The sequence below is a fragment of the Candidatus Methylomirabilota bacterium genome, from assembly GCA_036002485.1.
Classification (GTDB): domain Bacteria; phylum Methylomirabilota; class Methylomirabilia; order Rokubacteriales; family CSP1-6; genus AR37.
In genome coordinates, this window is record DASYTI010000138.1 from 1 (window position 1) to 18,286 (window position 18,286).

Consider the following 18,286-nt stretch of genomic DNA (forward strand, 5'->3'; position numbering starts at 1 on the left):
GAAGCTGACCATGGGCTGGTGCGTGGAGTGCCATCGCGCGGTGAACGAGAAGGGCGTGCAGGCGGTGCAGCCCGTGGCCGCCGCGTGGGGCTCGGCGCCCAGGCCGCCGACGGCGGATGACAAGAAGCCGCGCAAGGCCCCCCTGGAGTGCGTGGCCTGCCATCATTGATCGCGGCCGACGCAGGCTGAGCCAACACGCCTTCGAGAGCTAGCGCCACCCCCTCACCCTGCCCTCTCCCCCATTGGGGGAGAGGGATTCTTGTTTTCGGTCGATTTCAAAATTTATCCCTCTCCCCTCAGGGGAGAGGGCCGCTCTTCGAGTTGAGACGCTGCCGACGAGCCTCAGGCGTGGCCGTTCGAGCTGAAGGGCGAAGCCCTGAGGCGAGTGCTGAGTTGATCAGCGGCGAAGCGAGGGCTGAGTAAATCAGGGGTGGTCGGGTACGATGTTCGCCATGCCGTCGTACAAGTTCGTGCAGGTGGATGTGTTCACCGATCGCGTGTTCGGCGGGAATCCGCTCGCGGTTGTTCTCGACGCGCGCGGGCTCGACGACGGCCTCATGCAGCAGATCGCGCGCGAGATGAATCTCTCCGAAACTGTCTTCCTCTTCCCGCCCACGCGCCCCGATTGTGTCGCAGCGCTCCGGATCTTCACGCCGGCTCGCGAGGTGCCCTTTGCCGGGCATCCGACCATCGGCACCACGTGGGTGCTGGCCGCCCGTGGCATGGTGCCCAAGGGCGCGGCGCGCTTCACCCTCGAGGAGAGGATCGGACCAGTGCCCGTCGAGCTCGAAGGTGATCCGGCCCGACCGAGCTTCATCTGGATGAATCAGCAGGACGCGACTTTTGATCCCGCCCTCGACAATCGCGAGGGGGTAGCTCACGCGCTCGGCCTCACATTGGCCGACCTCTGGCCCACCGGACCCATCCAGCCCGGCTCCACGGGCAACAAGTTTCTCTTCGTGCCTCTGCGCGACAAGGTAGCGGTAGATCGTGCCGTCCTCGACGTGCGCGCGATGCTCGAGGTCATGGGTGATCGGCCGCGCATGGGCATATTCGTCTTCGCGCCGGATCCAGACGCCTCCGCTGACCGCGTCTACTCCCGCATGTTCGGCCCGCACAGCTCGGGCATTCCGGAGGACCCCGCCACGGGCTCAGCCAGTGGCCCGCTCGGCGCCTATCTGGTGCTGAACAGGATGGTGCGGAGCGCAGGGGAAGTGAGGATCGTGAGCGAGCAGGGAACCAAGATGGGCCGGCAGAGCTTCGTGCACATCCAGCTGACGGCGGGGGGCGGCACGGTCACCAACATCCGCGTAGGTGGCGGCGTGGTCCCGGTGCTCGAGGGCGAGTTTCGCTTGTCCTAGCGGTAGGCTTTGTCGGCGACAATATCCGTCGTTGCGGCCACATGAGGATACTCAGACCATTCGCGCCCATCCAGCTTGCGCCCCCCCGACTTGGCCGTTCGTCCACCCCACTGTTTGTGGAAGAAGGCTACGCCTTCGCTCCGGCAAAGGTCTCGAATCTCGCGAACCCATGCGACAGCTGAAGACTTGGGACAATGGTCCTTGGACGCGTTTTCCACAAGAGCGCGATCTGGCGGCCCTCCTGATTCCCCACCCGTGATGACCCAAGAGATCCCGTCCAAGTCCAGACTGGCCAAAGACCCTAAGAGCGGTTCGGCACTTATGAACCGCACCCGAACGTCCGCTTCTCGCAGGCGGTCAACTCGCCAAAGATAAGCATCGGACTCTACAGACACGCCTAGCCAGATATTCCGAGGAATTTCTGACGGCCAAGCTCCTGATCGTTGCCATTCCAGCAGGCGGTCCGGGCGCTTGGTAAGGACCTGGAATACGTGGCGAGTTGCCAAGCGCATGGTATCGAACACTTGATTGATGAAGTCGGTCGGCACCTTCTCGTGAAAGAGATCGCTCATGCTGTTGACAAAAATCCGTCGGGGGGCCTTCCAACGCATGGGAAGCCCGAGTCGCTCTGGATGGAGTCGAATCTCCGAGAAACGCTGTCGCCCGAAACGCTCGGTCAGGCGTTCCGCATAGCAAAACTTGCAGCCGGGGGAGACCTTGGTACAACCGGTTACGGGATTCCATGTAGCATCGGTCCATTCAATTGCAGAGGAATCGGCCAACTTGGTTCTCCCCGACGATTCTATAGCGCTCGAAAATCTCCCTGACTATCTTGGCCGCGACAGGTTGCTGGGCAGCAAAGAACAGATAGTAGATGATAGCTCCCTTGGAGTTTCGCATGGGGAGCGGATGTGGGACGTGTTTGAATCCCCCCTTCGTCCGGAGACGATCACGGAACGCCTGAGCGATGGCCGCATTGTCTCCCGTCTTTTCCTTCCAGCCGAAGAGATTTCCCGAAGTGGAATATACAACCTTCGTCCATGAGTCATCTCCCCAGAACGCATTCATCCGAGCGATGGCCGCCGGATCTATCTTGTTCAGATCGCGACGCCAGAACACGTTCCGATTCATGGCTGCGACGGGGAAATTCGGGAACATTTCGACGGAACCCATCGCACCGCTCTGAGCGATGACCTGCCAATTGAGGTGAAGACCATATGGGTCGAGCAGACAGAGCGCTCGTCGGAAGTCTCGATACTTAACCTTGGGCAGGACATCATTCAGCAAGAGGACGTTGCAGTCTCCTTGGAGAATGTGGACATCTGGTCGATTACCGACGAGCTTTTGAAGAGCGACTACCTTATCTTCCTGGAGGTCGATCAGAAAGTACTCTCTGAAAGGCGGGCGGACGTGGAGCGCATTCAAGGGACTGCCGGGAATGAACGCACCCGACGCACGAGATCTGTGGACCCCGGCCCCTGCAAAAGCGTCGATATAGACGTGATGGAGGTTCTTCTTCTTCCTCAGGATGGCGGAATAGGCGACAGCATACTTTTGGATGATCTCGAGCTAGATTTCTGACCAGTTGCCGACCTCGTCAATCTGCACAACTAATTCTGACTTACAGGGCTATCCGATGTCGAGATGTGGAGAGATTGATACACCTGTAGGGAGTCAGGGACCGAGGATCGCCGTCAGGCTCCGCAGATCGGGGCAGCCGTCGAGTGTCTCGACCATCTGGCGCACGGAGTCGACGCGATCCTCGGGCAGAACCAGCCGCGCGCAGTCGCTGAACTTCTCCCGAAGCTGATCCATGGTCAGCGGATGGCTCGGATGGCCCGGGACCGGGCGGGGGCCCAGGGCGACCTCGCGGCCGTCCCGCAGCCGCAGGGTGACGCGCGTCCACATGTGGCGCTCGAGGTCGGCGGGAATCTCCGGATCCACCACGACACGCGTGCGCTTCATCAGCTCCTGAATGACGGGATCTTGCGTCTTGTCGTCCTGAAAGCTCTGGATGCCGACCTTGCCCTCGCAGAGCGCCGCGGCGGCTGTGAACTCGCCCGAGAACTTGGCCTCGAGCCCGCTCTTCGGGCTCGAGTGGATGAGGATACGCGGCACCGTTTGATTCACGCCGATGGTGACCTGGGCGATGTCGTCGGGGGCGAGGCGCAGCGTCCGCTTGAGCTCGAGCGCGCTGTCGATGATCGAGTGCGTGCAGGCGCAGGACGGGTAGGGCTTGACGGCCACGCCCGTGGTCAGGATCTTCCACGGCGCGCCCAGCCGGTCGAGGGCGCCTTCCTCTCGCTTGCCCGCGCTGAGCACGGCCAGATAGCCCTGCGGTCCCTCGATGGCCTGCTCGGAGGCGGTGAAGCCCTCGCGCGCCAGGAGCGCCGAGAGCACGCCGCTCCGCGCCGCGTGACCGGCGTGAAAGGGCTTGGTCATGGTGCCGAAGTTTTCCTTGAGCCCTGAGGCCTGGGTGGCCGCGATGGCCAGCGCGGTCCGCGTCTGCGCGGCATCGAGCCCGAGCAGCCGGGAGGCCGCGGCCGCCGCGCCGAGGGCGCCGAGGGTGCCCGTGGCGTGGAAGCCCTTCTCGTAGTGCGCGGGGTTGATCACCTCGGCCAGCGTGGTCTCGACCTCGAAGCCAAGAAGGAAGGCGTGCACGAGCGCGCGTCCGTCCGCCAGGGCCAGCTCCCCGGCCGCGAGGGCCGCCGAGAGAACGGGCGCCGAAGGATGGCCCAGCATGGCGAAATTGGTGTCGTCGAAGTCGAGGGCATGTGCGGCCGTGCCATTGGCGAGCGCGGCCCAGACGGCGCCGGTGCGCCGCCGCGTCCCCACGATGGTGGCAAGGGGCGCCCCGCCCTCGGCTTCGGCGATCTGCTGGACGATGCGCGCAGCCGGCTCCGTGGAGCCCGCGAGCATGACCCCCAGACAGTCGAGGATGGCCCGGCGCGCGGCGTCCACGGCGGCGGCCGGGCAGTCCTCCCAGCGACTCTTCACCACGAACTCGGCGAGCACGGAGGTGGCGCGCATGGGCCAGAGCCTAGCACAGGTCTGCTATCATTCGTGACCATGGTCTGGCGCGTCGCGCTGCTTCTTGTCGTCTCTCTCGCCGCCGTTCCCGCGCCCGCGCTCGCGCAGATGTTCTTCTCCTCGAAGCCGGACGCGCCGTTCGCGGTCGGGCCCCTGACGGTGCGGGCCACCGTCACCCCCGCCCTCGGCCCCGTCGAGGTGTCGGTCCTCTGGTCCCTCGACATGCCATCCGGCAAGAGCCGCGGGGGGATCGAGCAAGACCTCTTCCTCCTCTGGCCCGGGGAGATCTCGAGCCCGACCGACAAGAAGCCCGGCGACAAGGCGCTCGAGCAGTATGTCGAGCAGCGCGGCTTCGCCGCCACGGGCGGGGGCCGGCTGCCCCTCTACGCGCTCAACCTCTACGCCCAGGGCGCGGACGCGGTGCCCAAGCTCGTGGGGGAGGTGCCCTTCGTGACCTTCGTGCAGGACAGCCACGCGCTGGGGCTGAGCTCGCCCGCGAGCTGGATCCGCATCCCGTGGATGCCCCAGATGGCCGATCGCGTCTTCATGATGGAGCTGCGCATGCGGGTGGCGGGAATCATCAAGCCGAAAAGGGTCGGCTGGATCGAGAGCGTCTTCGCGGGCGACCGCCACGAGCTCCAGCTCTCCTTCCACGAGGTGCGCGACCGGCAGGTCTTCCCGATGTACGCCGAGCACCGCGACCGCGCGCTGCGGCTGGCCGACGCCCCCGCCGAGCTCGTGGCCCACTTCTCGCAATCCGACTCATTGCGCATCTCGGAGATCTATCCACCCACCAGCATCCGACGCCTCAGCGAGACTCTCGAGACCACGGAGGTGGTCTCGCTCTTCCTGGGAGCCACCGAGGGCACGGTTCCTCAGCACCTGGAGGTACAATTCGGTTACTATTCCCGGCTGCAGGGCCTCCTGCTCGTGGCGATACCCTTGCTGCTGCTGGCCGCCGGCCCCGCTCTCGGTCCCATACTCGGCCGCGCCGCCTCGAGGGTGATTGCCGGCCTGACCGCGCGTGTCCAGTGGACGCCGCGCGGCGTGGGGCGACCACGCCAGGGAGGCGTCCTCCTGGGCCGGGACGTGCTCGAACGCATCAAGCCGGGCGTCACGACCGTTGATGAGGTTCTCGCCCTCTGTGGCCCGGAGGTCGAGGAGCAGCAGCGGCTGGATGATCCGGACCATCGTACGCTGGTGTACCGAGGATGGCGCGCGGAGCCCGTGACCCGCCGTCTCGTGGGCTGGCTCTCGACCGTACAGGGCTGGAATATCGTGTCCCACGAAGTGCGCATCGAGGTGGAGCGAGGCGTGGTCAAGAACGTACAGGCTCATGTACGCCGGAACCGATCCGCCCGCCTGGTACCGCCCGCATGAACGCTCACGAGAGGCAGGACCGGCCGCTGACGCGGCCACCGGGAGAGCGCGCATGAAGCTCAAGGATCGAGTCGTATTGGTGACGGGCGGGGGCTCGGGCATCGGCCGGGCCATCGCGCAGCTCTTCGCCGAGGAAGGCGCGCGGGTCATCGTGAACGACGTGCGCGAAGAGGCCGCGAAGGAGACGATGGTGGCGATCCCTTCCGGCGGCTGCGCGATCCAGGCCGACGTGGCCGACAGCGCGCAGGTCAAGGCGATGTTCGCCCAGATCGAACGCGAGTTCGGAACCCTCGACGTGCTCGTCAACAACGCGGGCATCGCGGGGACGTCGACGACGAATCGAGACAGGCTTCGCGAGCGATCCGACGCGCGGATCGCCGAGATGATGAGCGGCCAGGGCATCCAGACCCACTGGGACATCACCCAGGAGATGACGGACGAGTCCTGGCACCGCATGATCGCCGTGCATCTGAACGGCACCTTCTTCTGCACGCGCGAGGCCCTCAAGCTGATGAGCCGGCGCAATCAGGGCGCCATCATCAACATGTCGAGCGTGGCCGCGCTCATGGGGCTGGACACCGTGCCGCACTACAGCGCGGCCAAGGCAGGCATCCTCGGCTTCACCCGCGCCGTGGCCCGGGAAGTTGGCTCACGAGGGATCCGCGTCAACGCGATCTGCCCGGGCTTCATCGACACACCGATGACTCAGCCCATCTCGCCGCTGGCGCGCGCGGCCACCGTCGCCCGCACGCCCCTCGGCCGCTGGGCCGAGCCCGTCGAGGTGGCCAGGACCGCTCTCTTCCTCGCCTCTGACGACAGCGCCTTCTTCACCGGCCAGTGGCTTTCCCCCAACGGCGGGTTGTTCATCGGCTAACAGGCAGGTCTCCTAAGAATCCCTCTCCCCCACCGGGGGAGAGGGCAGGGTGAGGGGTCGGCTCCGCCTCTGACCACGCGGACAAATGACAGCGATCACCCTCGCCCTCGTTCGTTCGAGGCGAGGGTTTCGGCCCGGACCTGCGACCTTCTCCCCAGGTGGAGGAGAGGGACTCTCAAGAAAGCGCCTCACTCGATCCGAAAGCGGGCGCGGATCTCCTCGGGGCGCTCGGAGTAGGGCGGGATCGGCTCGGCGGGATCGAAGGCCACCTCGACCACAAGCACCGCTGGCCCTGCCGCCTCTCGCGCTTTCGGAAACTCCGCGCGCAGACCGGCCACGTCGCGCACGTTCTCCACGTGGTGAATGCCCGCCGCGCGGGCCAGGGCCGCCCAGTCGACCGGCGCCGACGGCAGCGCCTGGCCCCCCGATGATTCATAGCGCCCGTTGACCCAGAGGAGAATGCTGAGGTTCGGGGGTCGCGCGGCGGCCACCGTGGCCAGCACATTGGGGCTCATGAGCAGCGAGCCGTCGCCCTCGAGAGCGACCACGTGGCGATCCGAGCGCTGGAGGGCCATGCCCAGAGCTAGAGGCACGGCGGCGCCCATGGAGTCGCAGAGCGCGAAGACAGGGCTCGGCACGCGCATGTGAGGCAGATAGCGCGCATTGGCGCCGAGGCAGGAGACGAGGACATCGCGCGGCGTCAGCATGGACACCAGCGCATCGAGCAGCGGCTTGCGCGCGCTCACGCGAGATCCTCGCCGCTGATGAGCAGCACGTAGGCGCTCTGGGACTCGACGGAGGACTCCACGCCCTGGCGGACCTGTACGGCCAGATCGCGGCCGTGATGGGCGATGGCGTACCGGAGCCGCCAGGCCTGAAGCGTGGCTTCCGTCACCCGTCCTTTGGGCTCGTGATAGTAGATCGGATCGCGCGAGTCGCCGCGCAGCGAGACGATGAAGAAGCAGGGGAGATGATAGAGCTCCACGAGGCCGGCCAGGATGCCGCCGCAGTTCAAGAGGCCGGCGTTCTGGATCAGCACGGCGCCGCGTCCGCCGGCCAGGTTCGCGCCGCAGGCCACGGCCACCGCTTCTTCCTCACGGGCCACATCCACCACGCGGATGGCCGATGAGCGGCGGACTTCCTCCACCAGCTTGCCTATCCAGGTATCCGGCAGCGAGGCCGCGAGGGTGACGCCCGCGCTCTCCAGGCCGGCCACGATCTGCCGGGCGCCGGTCATCTCAGCTCCTGCCTTCCGAGGGGGGAGACGTCTCGAGGCGTGAGCGACATGAAGGCGTCGGCGGGCAGATGCAGCAGGAGCGTGCGGCCCGGGAGGAGGCCGGTGGGGGCGGGCTCGGGGACAAAGGCCAGGAGCCGCTGACCGCCGACAATCTCCGCGGTCACCTCGGTCTGAAGCCCCTGGTAGGTCACGCCGACGATCCGTGCCGTCAGCACGTTGTCGCCCGGCACCACGACGATGCTGATGCGCTCCGGACGTATGGCCAGCTCGACCTCCTGGCCCACGGCGAGCGGCGAGCCGACGGACACCTTCAGCGATAGGTCGGGAGCCAGCTCGACGCGGTCCGAGGCGATCGATCGGCCGCGCAGGACCGTGGAGGCCCCGATGAAATCGGCCACGAAGCGCGTGGCCGGCCGCTCGTAAATTTCCCGCGGAGGCCCGAGCTGCTCGAGTCTTCCCGCGTGCATCACCGCGATACGGTCCGAGAGGCCAAGGGCCTCACCCTGGTCATGGGTCACGAAGATCGTGGTGATCCCGACGGCGCGCAGGATCTCCCGCAGTTCGGCGCGCATCTCCTCGCGGAGCTTCTTGTCGAGGGCGGCCAGCGGCTCGTCGAGGAGGAGCACCCGCGGCTCGTAGACCAGGGCCCGGGCCAGGGCCACGCGCTGCTGCATGCCGCCGGAGAGCCGGGTGGGGCGCTCCTCGGCGCGAGCATTTAGCCGGACCAGGGTGAGGGCAGCCAGGACCCGCCGCTCGATGTCGGCCTTTGGCACGTGCCGCTCGCGCAGGCCGAAAGCCACGTTCTCGAAGACGGAGAGATGGGGGAAAAGGGCGTAGGACTGGAACACCAGGCCGAGGCCGCGCCGGTGGGCGGGCCGCCCCGTCATGTCCTCACCGTCGATGAGGATGACGCCGGCCGTCGGCTCGATGAAGCCCGCGATGAGATTGAGCGTGGTGGTCTTCCCGCACCCGGACGGCCCGAGCAGCGAGAGGAACTCGCCCTCGTGGACGGCGAGGTCCAGCCCGTCCACCGCGCGGACGGGACCGAAACTCCGCGTGCAGCTCCTGAGCTCCACGACCACGCGCGCCATCACCGGTGATGAAGAAACACGCCGCCCAGCCCGAGGAACCGATCGGCGATCCACACCGCCACGAAGGTGCTGGCGATGAACAGGGTGGAGAGCGCGGCGATGGTGGGGTCGGTGTAGTTGACGACGTAGGTGAACATGGCCACGGGAAGGATCTCGGTCACGCGGTTCGAGATGAAGAGCGAGACCACGAACTCGTTGAGGGACACGATGACGGCGAAGAGCAGCGCGGTCAGGAGCCCCGGCCGGAGCAGGGGGAGGGTGACGCGCCGGAAGACGCGCCAGGGCGTGGCGCCCAAGCTGGCCGCCGCGCGCTCCAGGGCCGGATCCAGACTCTCCACGCTGACCCACACGGAGCGCACGACGAAGGGCAGCACGAGCGCCGCGTGCGCCATGACCAGGACCACGCGGCTCCGGAGCAGACCGAGCGAGGCGGCCAGGATGAGAAAGCCCAGACCCGCCGCCACCCCGGGGACGACGAGCGGCGAGAGCAGGATGGTGGCCCACGTCGAGCGGAGGCGAAGGCGACCTCGGGCCAGGGCCAGGGCCGCGGCCGTCCCGATGGGCATGGCGAGCGCCGTAGCCGCGGCCGTGACGAGCAGGCTATTGACGGCCGCCCGCTGGAACTGGGGATAGGTGATGACATTGGCATACCACCGGAGCGACAGCCCCGCGGGCGGAAATGACAGGATGGCCGTGGGATTGAAGGACACGCCGATCACCACGAGGGTGGGCAGGGTCATGAAGGACACGAGGCCGAGAACCCAGAGGCGCGGGATCACGGCGCCCGCCCGCTCGTCAGCCGTCCGGCGGCGGCCAGAATCGACAGGGTCACGGCCAGCGCCACCACCGCGAAGGCGGCGCCTCCCGGCCAGTTGAAGGAATCCAGCGCGAGGTCCCGGACCACATTGGCGATCATCTTCACCTTGCCACCGCCCAGCAGCTCCGGCGTGGCGAAGGCGCTGAGCGTCCAGGCGAAGACGAGGACGCAGCCGGAGACCACGCCGGGCATCGAGAGGGGCAGGGTCACGCGCCAGAAGACGCGCGCGGGCGTGGCGCCCAGGCTCGAGGCCGCGCGCTCGTACACGGGGTCGATGTGGCTCAAGGCGGCGGCCAGGAGCAGGATCATGGTCGGCATGGAGAAGTGCACCAGCCCGATGAGGACGCCACGCTCCGTGAAGAGGAGGGGCACCGGCCAGGTCACCACGGTGTTGCCCAGCACGAGGACCCACGCGTACGTCCGCACGATGGCGCCGGAGAAGAACGGGGCGAGGGTGAGCACAAGGAGGGCCGAGCGAACGCGCGACGAGCGCGTCCGCGCCAGCGCATAGGCGACCGGGTAGGATGCCACGAGGGTGCAGAGGGTAGTGGCCGCGCTCAGGAGCAGCGTGTCCCAGACCGCCCCGAGGTACTGCCGGGCCAGCACCGCGCGGAAATTATCCGCGGTCAGCCCGCCCGTCTTGAGAGATCCGGGGACGAACTCGACGACGCTGTACCGGAGCAGAGCCGTGAGGGCGGCCGCGAAGACCGCGATGACGACCAGCGACGGCGCCAGCAGCAGCTTCACTACTTGACGATATTGGCCGTGAACCACTCGCGCCAGGCGGGCAGCGTCTTGGCCCGTGCCTCGTCGTTCATGATGTAGCCGCGCTCCTTCCACTCGGCCGGGGTCAGGAAGATGCCCGGCTGACCCTTCAGGGCGGCGGGGACGAGGGCGCCGCTGTTGACGGGTCCGGCCTTCAGCGCCTTGACGAGCTCGGTCTGGATGTCCTTCGAGAGCGCGAAATTGATGAATTGATGGGCCGCCTCCGTCTTCTTGGTGCCCGCCATCACCGCCATGGTGTCGATACCGACGATGCCGGGGAAGTCTCGCGGCTGGACCAGCTTGACCGGGATGCCCTGGTCTTGCAGGTGATAGGCATTGACGGACAGCATCACCTGGACGGGGGCCTGGCCGGTCTTCATCAGGTCCTGGCTCTGGGCATCGGTGGAGAAGAAGGCGGCGATGCTGGGCTTGAGCTGCTTGAGCTTGTCCTGACCCTTCTGCCAGGTCAGCTCATTGGCGCCCTCCATGAGGGCCGCGATGGTGATGATGTGGGAGGGATCGAAGTCGGGCATGGCGATCTTGCCCTTGAGACTCGGCTTCCAGAGATCCGACCATCGCGTGATCTCCTCCTTCACGAGATCCGGGCGGTACACGACGGTGTAGACGTAGCTCCACGATCCGAGGTGGTATTCGCTCCGCACCGCCTCGCGCGCGATCTCCTTGGCATTGGGAATCTTGCTCATGTCGAGGGGGGCGTAGAGGCCGTCCGAGATGTAGAGGCGCGCCACGTGCGTGGTGGTGAAGTTCAAGTCCACGAGGGGATTGCCCTTGGCCACCCGCGCCTTGGCGAGCCGATCGATGGTGCCGCCGACCTCGAACTCCACCGGCGTGCCCGTCTTTGCCGTGAAGGCCTTGCCGATGACCCGCTCCACGGTGTCCTTCCAGTTGCCGCCCCAGACGCTCACCACGAGCGCATCCTGAGCGTGGGCGGCCGGAGCAACGATCAGCACCGCCATGGAAATGAGCACGAGCATCCGAGCCGGCATGGCCTACCTCCTGTGGGTGGGAAAGTTCGCGGATATCCTAGGGCAACGGCCGTCGGACGTCCAGCGCCGCCGCCCCCTGCCGCGAGGCGAGGGCTGAGAAAGGTGAGGGGCAAACAAATGCCTCCTTGCCTTGACACTGCGCGAGAGGCCGTGCTACTCAGCCGCAATGGACGACGGCGTTCTCCTGCGCACCGAAGGGCTCTGTCGCAACTTCGGCAGCCTCGCCGCCGTGCAGGACGTCACCCTGACCGTTCGCACCGGAGAACTGCGCTCGATCATCGGCCCCAACGGAGCCGGAAAGACGACACTCTTCCGCCTGATCTCGGGCGAGATGCCGCCGAGCTCGGGGCGCATCCAGTTCAAAGGCCGGGAGATCGCCGGGCTACCTCAGCACACGGTAGCGCGGCTGGGCATCGCCAAGTCCTACCAGATCACGAATATCTTTCCGCACCTCAGCGTGCTCGAGAACGTGCGAGTGGCCGCGCAGGGCTACGCGCACGCTTTCGACTTCTGGTCGCGGGCCGACCATCTCGGCGCGGCACGGGAGCGCGCGCGGGTGGTCCTCGATCTGGTCGGTCTCGGCGACAAGACCGAGCGCGTGGCCGCCTTTCTCTCCCACGGGGAGAAGCGCCATCTGGAGATGGCCATCGCCCTCGCCCCCGAGCCCACCCTCCTGCTGCTCGACGAGCCAACGGCGGGCATGAGCCCGGAGGAGACGGACTCCACCATGGAGCTCATCCGCACTCTCGCCAAGGGACGCACCATTCTTGTCGTCGAGCACAAGATGAAGCTCGTCATGGGCATCTCCGATCGCATCACCGTCTTGCACCAGGGCCAGGTTCTCGCCGAGGGCACGCCGGAGGAGATCCGAAACAGCCAGCTCGTCCAGCAGACCTACCTCGGAGCGGGCCGTTGAACTTCGAGCTGAGACGCTGCCGACGAGCCGGAGGCGAGGAGAGCGGCGAGGCGAGGGCTGAGTGAGATGACCCTGCTCGCGCTGCGGGACGTGCACACGCACTACGGCGAAGCGCATATCCTGCAGGGTGTCTCGCTGGCTCTGGAGAGCGGAGAAGTGGTCGCGCTCATCGGCCGAAACGGAGCCGGGAAGACCACCACGCTGCGCACGATCATGGGCATCGCCAAGCCCACGCGCGGCTCGATCGAGTTCCGCGGAGAGGACATCACGCACCGGCAACCCCATGAAATAGCCCGTCGCGGCATCGCGTGGATTCCCGAAGAGCGTCGCGTGCTGCCCAACATCACCGTGCTGCAGAATCTCCAGCTCGGCATGCTGGGCGCCCGCACCCCTGACCAGGAGGCGGTGGTCGAGACGGCCTTCGAGTATTTTCCGCGCCTTCGCGAGCGAAAGAATCAGCCGGGACGGTTCCTCTCCGGCGGCGAGCAGCAGATGCTTGCCATCGCGCGTGGGCTGGTGGCGCGTCCCGAGCTCATGCTGGTGGACGAGCCGACGGAAGGTCTGGCCCCGCTGCTCGTCGAGAGCCTCACGGGGATCCTCGCCTCCATAAACAAGACCGGCACCTCGATCCTGCTCGTCGAGCAGACGCTCGAGGTTGCCCTCGCCCTCGCGCATCGCCTCTACGTGATGGACCAGGGGCAGATTCAGTTCGCGGGCACGCCGGACGAGCTCCGCGGCAATTCCGCCGTACAGCAGCGCTTCCTCGGCGTGTAGCAGGTGGCGGATAAAGGCCCATCTGCTTCGTTGTCGCCCTCGGCTGCACGCTCAACGTACAGAGAGTACGCCTCGCGTGCAGCCTTCGGGCGACGCCTCGCATCTGGACCTTTCTCCGCCGCCTGCTGCCTTTGGGGCTACGGGGCCTGCGAGCCGCCTGGGATGTTGAACATGGGCGCGTCGACACCGAGGGCGCTCTTGCCGATGGCCTCGAGCATCCGGTCCGTGGTCGGCGGCATCAGGGTGGCGGTGCGGAGGTCTCGGAAGGCACGCTCCGCAGGGTAGTCCTTGTAGGCCCCGCGTCCGCCGACGATCTGGATCACCTTGGACGTGACGTCGAGGCCGACCTCCGTGGCGAGATACTTGGCCTTGTTGGCCACGAGCCCGCGCTCGAGCATCTCGGCCGCGTCCCAGCCCGCCGCGGCCTCGGCCAGGATCATGAGGGCGCCGTCCAGGTGCGTCCGGAGCTCGCCCACGTGACGCTGCACCGTCGGGTCCATGGCCACGGGAATGTTCTCGGGCTTGACCACCCGCTGCTTGGCATAGTCCACCGCGAAGCCCAGGGCCGCTTCCGCGATGCCGAGGTAAACGGCGGCATAGCCCAGAGCGAAGCTCTCGACGACGCCGACCTGCGTGGCCGAGCCCGGCTGACCGAGCGCCGCGTCTCTGGAGACGCGCACTCCCGTCAGGCTGACGGAAGGGCTGAAGGTGGCGCGCATGCCCAGAGTGTTCCACTTGCCATCGGTGGTGATCCCGGCCGTCTCCGCGGGTACGAGGGCGAGCAGGAGAGACTTGCCCATGTCCGTGCCGCCGTCGAGAGCGCACCAGACCATGTAGTAGGAGGCCCCGAGGGCCATGGTGCAGAAGTGCTTGAGCCCGTCGACGACGTAGCCGTCGCCCTCCTCTCGGATCGCCGTCTCCATGAGAAAGGTGCGCGACAGGCTGACGGCGGGCTCGCTGCCCCAGCTGCCGAAGAGCTTGCCATGGCGCACGACCTCGTCGAAGTACCGGCGCTTCTGTGCCTCGGTACCGAGCGCGCCAATGAAGCGCATGACGGTCGAATGCATGTGCGCCGTCATGGCCGTGTTGGCGCAGCCCCGCGCGATCGTGCGGATGACGGCGATGTAGGAGCCCATGTCGAGTCCCATGCCGCCGAACTCGCGCGGGATGGCCACGTTCAGGAAGCCCTCCCGCCAGAGCTCGCGCCAGCTTTCCACGGGATTGCTGCCCCGCGCATCGTAGTCCGCCGCATGCGGCGCGATCTTCTCGCGCGTCAGGCGGTCCACGCGATCGCAGAGCGCCTGCTGGGCAGCGGTCAGGATGGGCACCACTCAGCCCATGGATGCTACCGGCTTGCGCGTCTTGGTGATGCAGCGGCAGGTGCCGATCTGGTGCAGCTCGATCATGTTGCCGAAGGGATCGTGCAGGAAGATCTGCTGGGACTCGGGCCCCACCACGCCGCGCGTGACCCAGAAGCTCGTGCCGAGCCGCTCCAGCTCTTTCTTCGCCTCCTGGATGTCGGAAACCGCCAGAGCCACGTGAGGGTGCGAGGGATCCTTGCCCGGGCCTTCGGCGAACTTCGACTGTCCGTCCACGCCCATGAGATGGATCTGCGCGGTGCCCCCCACGTCCATCCAGTAGCCGTCGATGGTCGGGATATGCGGCCGGCCGGGATCAGGATCGAGCCCGAGCACGTCGTGATAGAAGGAGAGAGCCTTTTTCACGTCGGCTTCCGACGGGCCGACGCGGATGCCGTGATGGTGGAGCTCAAGCACTTTGATGGCCATGGCGACCTCCTGTGAGCGTGCCCCAGATGCCCCTGGGCAGGAACAGCACGAACGTCATGAAGATGAGGCCGATGACGAGCGGCCAGCGCTCGGTGAAGACGGCCAGCCGATCTCCGAGCACCAGATAGGTGCCGGCGCCGACGAAGGGGCCGAAGAAGGTGCCCGCGCCCCCGAGAAGCGTCATGATCACCACCTGACCAGACGTGACCCAGTAGAGCGACTCGACGGGCACAACGGCCAGGCGCAGCGCGTCCAGGCCCCCGGCCAGGCCCGCGAAGAACGCCGAGAAGACGAAGGACAGGTGCTTGACGCGGCGGACATCGTAGCCGCACGCAGACGCCCGGTCGCTATTCTCGCGGATGGCCTGGAGCACGGAGCCGAAGGGCGAGTCGAGAATGCGCTTGAGACCCCCTACGGCCAGCCAGACGAGGACGAACGTGAAATAGTAGAAAGCCAGCGAGCCCTCGAGGTCGACCTTCCAGCCGAAGAGATTGAGCGGGAGCAGCGGGATCCCGCGCAGACCGTCGTCACCGCCCGTCACGTCAGACAGGTGGAAGGCGACGAAGTAGAGGAGCTGGGCGAAGGCGAGAGTCAGCATGGCGAAGTAGATGCCGCGCCGCCGCAGACAAAAGAAGCCGATGGCGGCACCGCCCAGAACGGCCAGCATCGGCCCTGCGGCGATCCCGAGCCAGAGCGAGCCAATCTTGAGCTTGGCGAGCGCGATGCCCGTGCCGTAGGCGCCGAGGCCGTAGTAAGCCGCGTGGCCGAAGGACAAGAGGCCCGTGTAGCCGTAGAGAAGGTTGAAGCCGAGCGCGAAGAGCCCGAATATCAACACCTGAGACGCCAGTGACTTGTACGGCATGAGGAACGGAAACACCGCGAAGACTATGCCGAAGGCCGCCACCGGATGGCGACCCCCCCATGAGATCAGGGCGCCCACGCCGGGCACGCTCACTCTCCCAGCCCGGCCTCGCCGAAGATCCCGCTGGGCCGGACAAGGAGGACCACCGCCATCACGACGAAGACCATGATCTCGGCGAGCTTGGGCGCGAAGAAGGTGGTGATGCCCACCACCTGTCCCATCATGATTCCGGCCACCACCGCGCCGAGAAGGCTGCCCATCCCGCCCACGACCACCACCACGAAGGATTCGATGACCATGGTGACGCCCATATCCGCGTAGGCGCCCCGCATCGGGCCGGCAAGCGATCCCGCGAGGCCTGCCAAGGCGCAGCCGATGCCGAAGACGAGGAGCCAGATGCGGTTGAGGTCGATGCCGAGGGCGCGGACGATCAGCGGATCGCGCGAGCCCGCGCGGATGATGAGGCCGACGTTGGTCCGCGTGAGGAAGGCCCAGAGGGCGAGCAGCACGACCACGGTGACCGCGATGACGAAGAGGCGGTACGCGGGGAACGCCATGAAGCCCAGGTTGACGGCCCCGCCCAGCTCACGGGGAGGATCGAGGGTGAGCCCGATCTTCCCCCAGATGAGCTTGGCGGTCTCGATGAGCACGAGCGAAAGCCCGAAGGTGAGGAGGAGCGGATCGTCCGGGCGCCGCCCGTAGAGCCTCCGGATGAGGAAGCGCTCGACGAGGAGCCCGAACGTCCCCACCATGAGCGGGGCCAGCAGCAGGGCCAGCCAGAAGTTGCGCGTGAGGCCGAGAAAGAAGACGGTGAAGTAGGCGCCCAGCATGTAGAGCGCCCCGTGCGAGAAATTGACCACGGTCATGAGCCCGAAGATCAGCGACAAGCCGATCGCGAGCAGCACGAAGAGCATCCCCAGCACCAGACCGGTGAAGATCTGGGGCAGGACCGCGGCGAGCGAGAACTCCATCGGGCCTAGACGAACCCCTTCTCGGCGCAGGTCCGGTCATACTTCTCGTCCGCGGCCACCTTGGTGACCATGTCCATCAGCCCCCACTCGCCCTTGGTCTTGCCGGGGCCGCGCCCCTTGACGATCCACATGTCCTGCATGGCCTTGTTGTCGCAGGCCCGCCACCACTCCTTGCCCTTGTAGTGGTCGTAGACGGGGCTTTTCCTGAGCGCGTTCGCCACGGCTTCCGAGTCGGTCGATTTGGCCAGCTCGACCCCGCGCGCGACCTCAAGCACCCCCGAGTAGGAGTACGCGCCGTAGTCGCCGGGCGGCATATTGAACTTCTTCATGGACGCCTCGACGAACTTCTTCGCCGACGGAACCGTGTCCTGCAGCTCCCAGTACCAGTTGATCGAGCCGTAGATGTCCGAGTAGAGCTCCGGCCCACCTTCTTTCAGGTAAGAGATCCACAGAAGCGGCTGGGCGAGCTTCATGGTCTTGTCCATCCCGAAGCTCCGCGCCTGCTTGAGGAAGGCGATATTGTCCGCGCCGGGCGTCACCGACATCAGCACGTCGGGCTTGGCCGCCTGGATCTTCGGCAGGTGGGCCGAGAACTCCGCGCTGCCGAGCGGGTACGGGGTGGCGCCGAGCAGGGTGCCACCGTTTTTCTGGAGCGTGTCCTGGAGCACCGCGTTGTTCTGCTTGCCCCAGGCGTAGTCGGCGTAGATGATCCACCACTTCTTGCCGAGGTTCTGGGCGGTCCAGGTGCCCATCACGCGCGAGGTGATGGTGGGGTTGAGGGCCACGTGGAAGGTGATCGGGCTCGTGTCGGGCTTGGCGCTGATCTCGTCGGACTGACTGGTGGAGATGAAGAGAACCTTGGCTTTCTTGGTCTGCTCATTGATGGCCATCTGGACATGCGCGGCGAGGCCGCCGACGATGAACTGGCACTTCTGGTTCTCGATCAGCTCCTTGGTGCGCTGGGCGCCGACGGCTGGCTTGAGCTCGTCGTCGCGGAAGAGCACCTCGACCTTGCGGCCCATGATGCCGCCCTTCGCGTTGAGCTCGTCCACGGCGAGTTGCGCGCCACGCTGCATGTCCGCGGCCAGGGCCGCGAAGGGCCCGGTCAGGGGCAGCGGGCAGCCGATGCGGATCGGGTCGCCGCCCTGGGCGCGAAGAGCAGCCGGGAAGGCGGCGGTGGCGATGGCCGCGGAGGTGCCAGCGAGGAATGAGCGCCGGTTCATGGGAGGCCTCCTCTGCCTTGAGGGAAACGTCGAGCCTGAATGCGCGCCATGATAGGAGACGGGCCCCAGGCCTGTCAATCACGGCCGATCGGGGTCACCGGTTAGGCGTCTGTCGAAGTAATTCCATGCCCTCGCGAGCAGGGATGTTCCGCTTCGAGCGCCGGCTTCGCCGGGGCAATCTGTCCGGGGGG

General features: G+C 66.6%; 19 protein-coding genes. 5 read left to right on the plus strand and 14 right to left on the minus strand.

Going from position 1 to position 18,286, the window contains the following annotated elements; genetic code table 11:
• Positions 1–452 precede the first annotated feature (452 nt).
• A complete protein-coding gene (locus VGT00_13505) occupies positions 453–1,361 on the plus strand; it encodes a PhzF family phenazine biosynthesis protein (protein HEV8532429.1) in 909 nt (302 codons plus the stop codon).
• Here the strand turns inward: VGT00_13505 and VGT00_13510 are convergent.
• From VGT00_13510 to VGT00_13520, 3 genes are all read right to left on the minus strand, one after another.
• A complete protein-coding gene (locus tag VGT00_13510; protein ID HEV8532430.1) occupies positions 1,358–2,143 on the minus strand; it encodes a phage Gp37/Gp68 family protein in 786 nt (261 codons plus the stop codon). The genes VGT00_13505 and VGT00_13510 overlap by 4 nt on opposite strands.
• On the minus strand, positions 2,121–2,924 hold the full coding sequence (gene tcmP, locus VGT00_13515) for a three-Cys-motif partner protein TcmP (protein HEV8532431.1): 804 nt from the start codon (positions 2,922–2,924) through the stop codon (positions 2,121–2,123). The genes VGT00_13510 and tcmP overlap by 23 nt, the downstream gene beginning before the upstream one ends.
• Before the next feature lie 111 nt (positions 2,925–3,035).
• Positions 3,036–4,391 (minus strand): MmgE/PrpD family protein, encoded by a 1,356-nt coding sequence (locus tag VGT00_13520; GenBank protein ID HEV8532432.1) that lies wholly within the window; start codon positions 4,389–4,391, stop codon positions 3,036–3,038.
• Positions 4,392–4,424: 33 nt separating this feature from the next.
• On the opposite strand from VGT00_13520, the gene VGT00_13525 reads away from it, so the two are divergent.
• Together VGT00_13525 and VGT00_13530 are read left to right on the plus strand one after the other, a co-directional pair.
• Positions 4,425–5,771 carry a hypothetical protein gene (locus tag VGT00_13525; GenBank protein HEV8532433.1) on the plus strand — a complete coding sequence of 449 codons (1,347 nt, stop codon included), beginning with the start codon at positions 4,425–4,427 and terminating at the stop codon, positions 5,769–5,771.
• Between the two features lie 52 nt (positions 5,772–5,823).
• A complete protein-coding gene (locus VGT00_13530) occupies positions 5,824–6,645 on the plus strand; it encodes an SDR family NAD(P)-dependent oxidoreductase (protein ID HEV8532434.1) in 822 nt (273 codons plus the stop codon).
• Between the two features lie 188 nt (positions 6,646–6,833).
• Here VGT00_13530 and VGT00_13535 read toward each other — a convergent pair whose 3' ends face one another.
• From VGT00_13535 to VGT00_13560, 6 genes are read right to left on the minus strand one after another with little or no spacing between them, the layout of a single operon-like run.
• Positions 6,834–7,391, minus strand: coding sequence for a thiamine pyrophosphate-dependent enzyme (locus tag VGT00_13535; protein ID HEV8532435.1), 558 nt, complete (start codon positions 7,389–7,391; stop codon positions 6,834–6,836).
• Complete coding sequence (locus VGT00_13540) at positions 7,388–7,882, minus strand: thiamine pyrophosphate-binding protein (GenBank protein HEV8532436.1); 495 nt, start codon at positions 7,880–7,882, stop codon at positions 7,388–7,390. The genes VGT00_13535 and VGT00_13540 overlap by 4 nt, the downstream gene beginning before the upstream one ends.
• On the minus strand, positions 7,879–8,973 hold the full coding sequence (locus VGT00_13545; GenBank protein ID HEV8532437.1) for an ABC transporter ATP-binding protein: 1,095 nt from the start codon (positions 8,971–8,973) through the stop codon (positions 7,879–7,881). The genes VGT00_13540 and VGT00_13545 overlap by 4 nt, the downstream gene beginning before the upstream one ends.
• Positions 8,973–9,752, minus strand: coding sequence for an ABC transporter permease (locus tag VGT00_13550; GenBank protein ID HEV8532438.1), 780 nt, complete (start codon positions 9,750–9,752; stop codon positions 8,973–8,975). Before VGT00_13550 ends, VGT00_13545 begins: the two co-directional genes overlap by 1 nt.
• The gene (locus VGT00_13555) at positions 9,749–10,537 is read right to left on the minus strand and encodes an ABC transporter permease (GenBank protein ID HEV8532439.1); all 789 of its coding nucleotides are present in this window, start codon (positions 10,535–10,537) and stop codon (positions 9,749–9,751) included. The genes VGT00_13550 and VGT00_13555 overlap by 4 nt, the downstream gene beginning before the upstream one ends.
• Positions 10,537–11,562: an ABC transporter substrate-binding protein gene (locus VGT00_13560; protein ID HEV8532440.1), complete on the minus strand. Its 1,026-nt coding sequence runs from the start codon at positions 11,560–11,562 to the stop codon at positions 10,537–10,539. Before VGT00_13560 ends, VGT00_13555 begins: the two co-directional genes overlap by 1 nt.
• A gap of 166 nt (positions 11,563–11,728) precedes the next feature.
• Between VGT00_13560 and VGT00_13565 the strand changes: the two genes are divergently transcribed.
• Both VGT00_13565 and VGT00_13570 read left to right on the plus strand, forming a co-directional pair.
• Positions 11,729–12,478 (plus strand): ABC transporter ATP-binding protein, encoded by a 750-nt coding sequence (locus VGT00_13565; protein HEV8532441.1) that lies wholly within the window; start codon positions 11,729–11,731, stop codon positions 12,476–12,478.
• Between the two features lie 66 nt (positions 12,479–12,544).
• Complete coding sequence (locus VGT00_13570; GenBank protein HEV8532442.1) at positions 12,545–13,252, plus strand: ABC transporter ATP-binding protein; 708 nt, start codon at positions 12,545–12,547, stop codon at positions 13,250–13,252.
• A 137-nt stretch (positions 13,253–13,389) separates the two neighbouring features.
• Here VGT00_13570 and VGT00_13575 read toward each other — a convergent pair whose 3' ends face one another.
• From VGT00_13575 to VGT00_13595, 5 genes are read right to left on the minus strand one after another with little or no spacing between them, the layout of a single operon-like run.
• On the minus strand, positions 13,390–14,580 hold the full coding sequence (locus VGT00_13575) for an acyl-CoA dehydrogenase family protein (protein HEV8532443.1): 1,191 nt from the start codon (positions 14,578–14,580) through the stop codon (positions 13,390–13,392).
• A gap of 3 nt (positions 14,581–14,583) precedes the next feature.
• The gene (locus tag VGT00_13580) at positions 14,584–15,039 is read right to left on the minus strand and encodes a VOC family protein (protein HEV8532444.1); all 456 of its coding nucleotides are present in this window, start codon (positions 15,037–15,039) and stop codon (positions 14,584–14,586) included.
• Entirely contained in the window at positions 15,020–15,988 is a 969-nt protein-coding gene (locus VGT00_13585; GenBank protein HEV8532445.1) for a branched-chain amino acid ABC transporter permease, read from the minus strand. The genes VGT00_13580 and VGT00_13585 overlap by 20 nt, the downstream gene beginning before the upstream one ends.
• Positions 15,989–15,990: 2 nt before the next feature.
• Positions 15,991–16,872 carry a branched-chain amino acid ABC transporter permease gene (locus VGT00_13590; protein HEV8532446.1) on the minus strand — a complete coding sequence of 294 codons (882 nt, stop codon included), beginning with the start codon at positions 16,870–16,872 and terminating at the stop codon, positions 15,991–15,993.
• A gap of 5 nt (positions 16,873–16,877) precedes the next feature.
• Positions 16,878–18,095 carry an ABC transporter substrate-binding protein gene (locus tag VGT00_13595; protein ID HEV8532447.1) on the minus strand — a complete coding sequence of 406 codons (1,218 nt, stop codon included), beginning with the start codon at positions 18,093–18,095 and terminating at the stop codon, positions 16,878–16,880.
• Between the last annotated feature and the right edge of the window lie 191 nt (positions 18,096–18,286).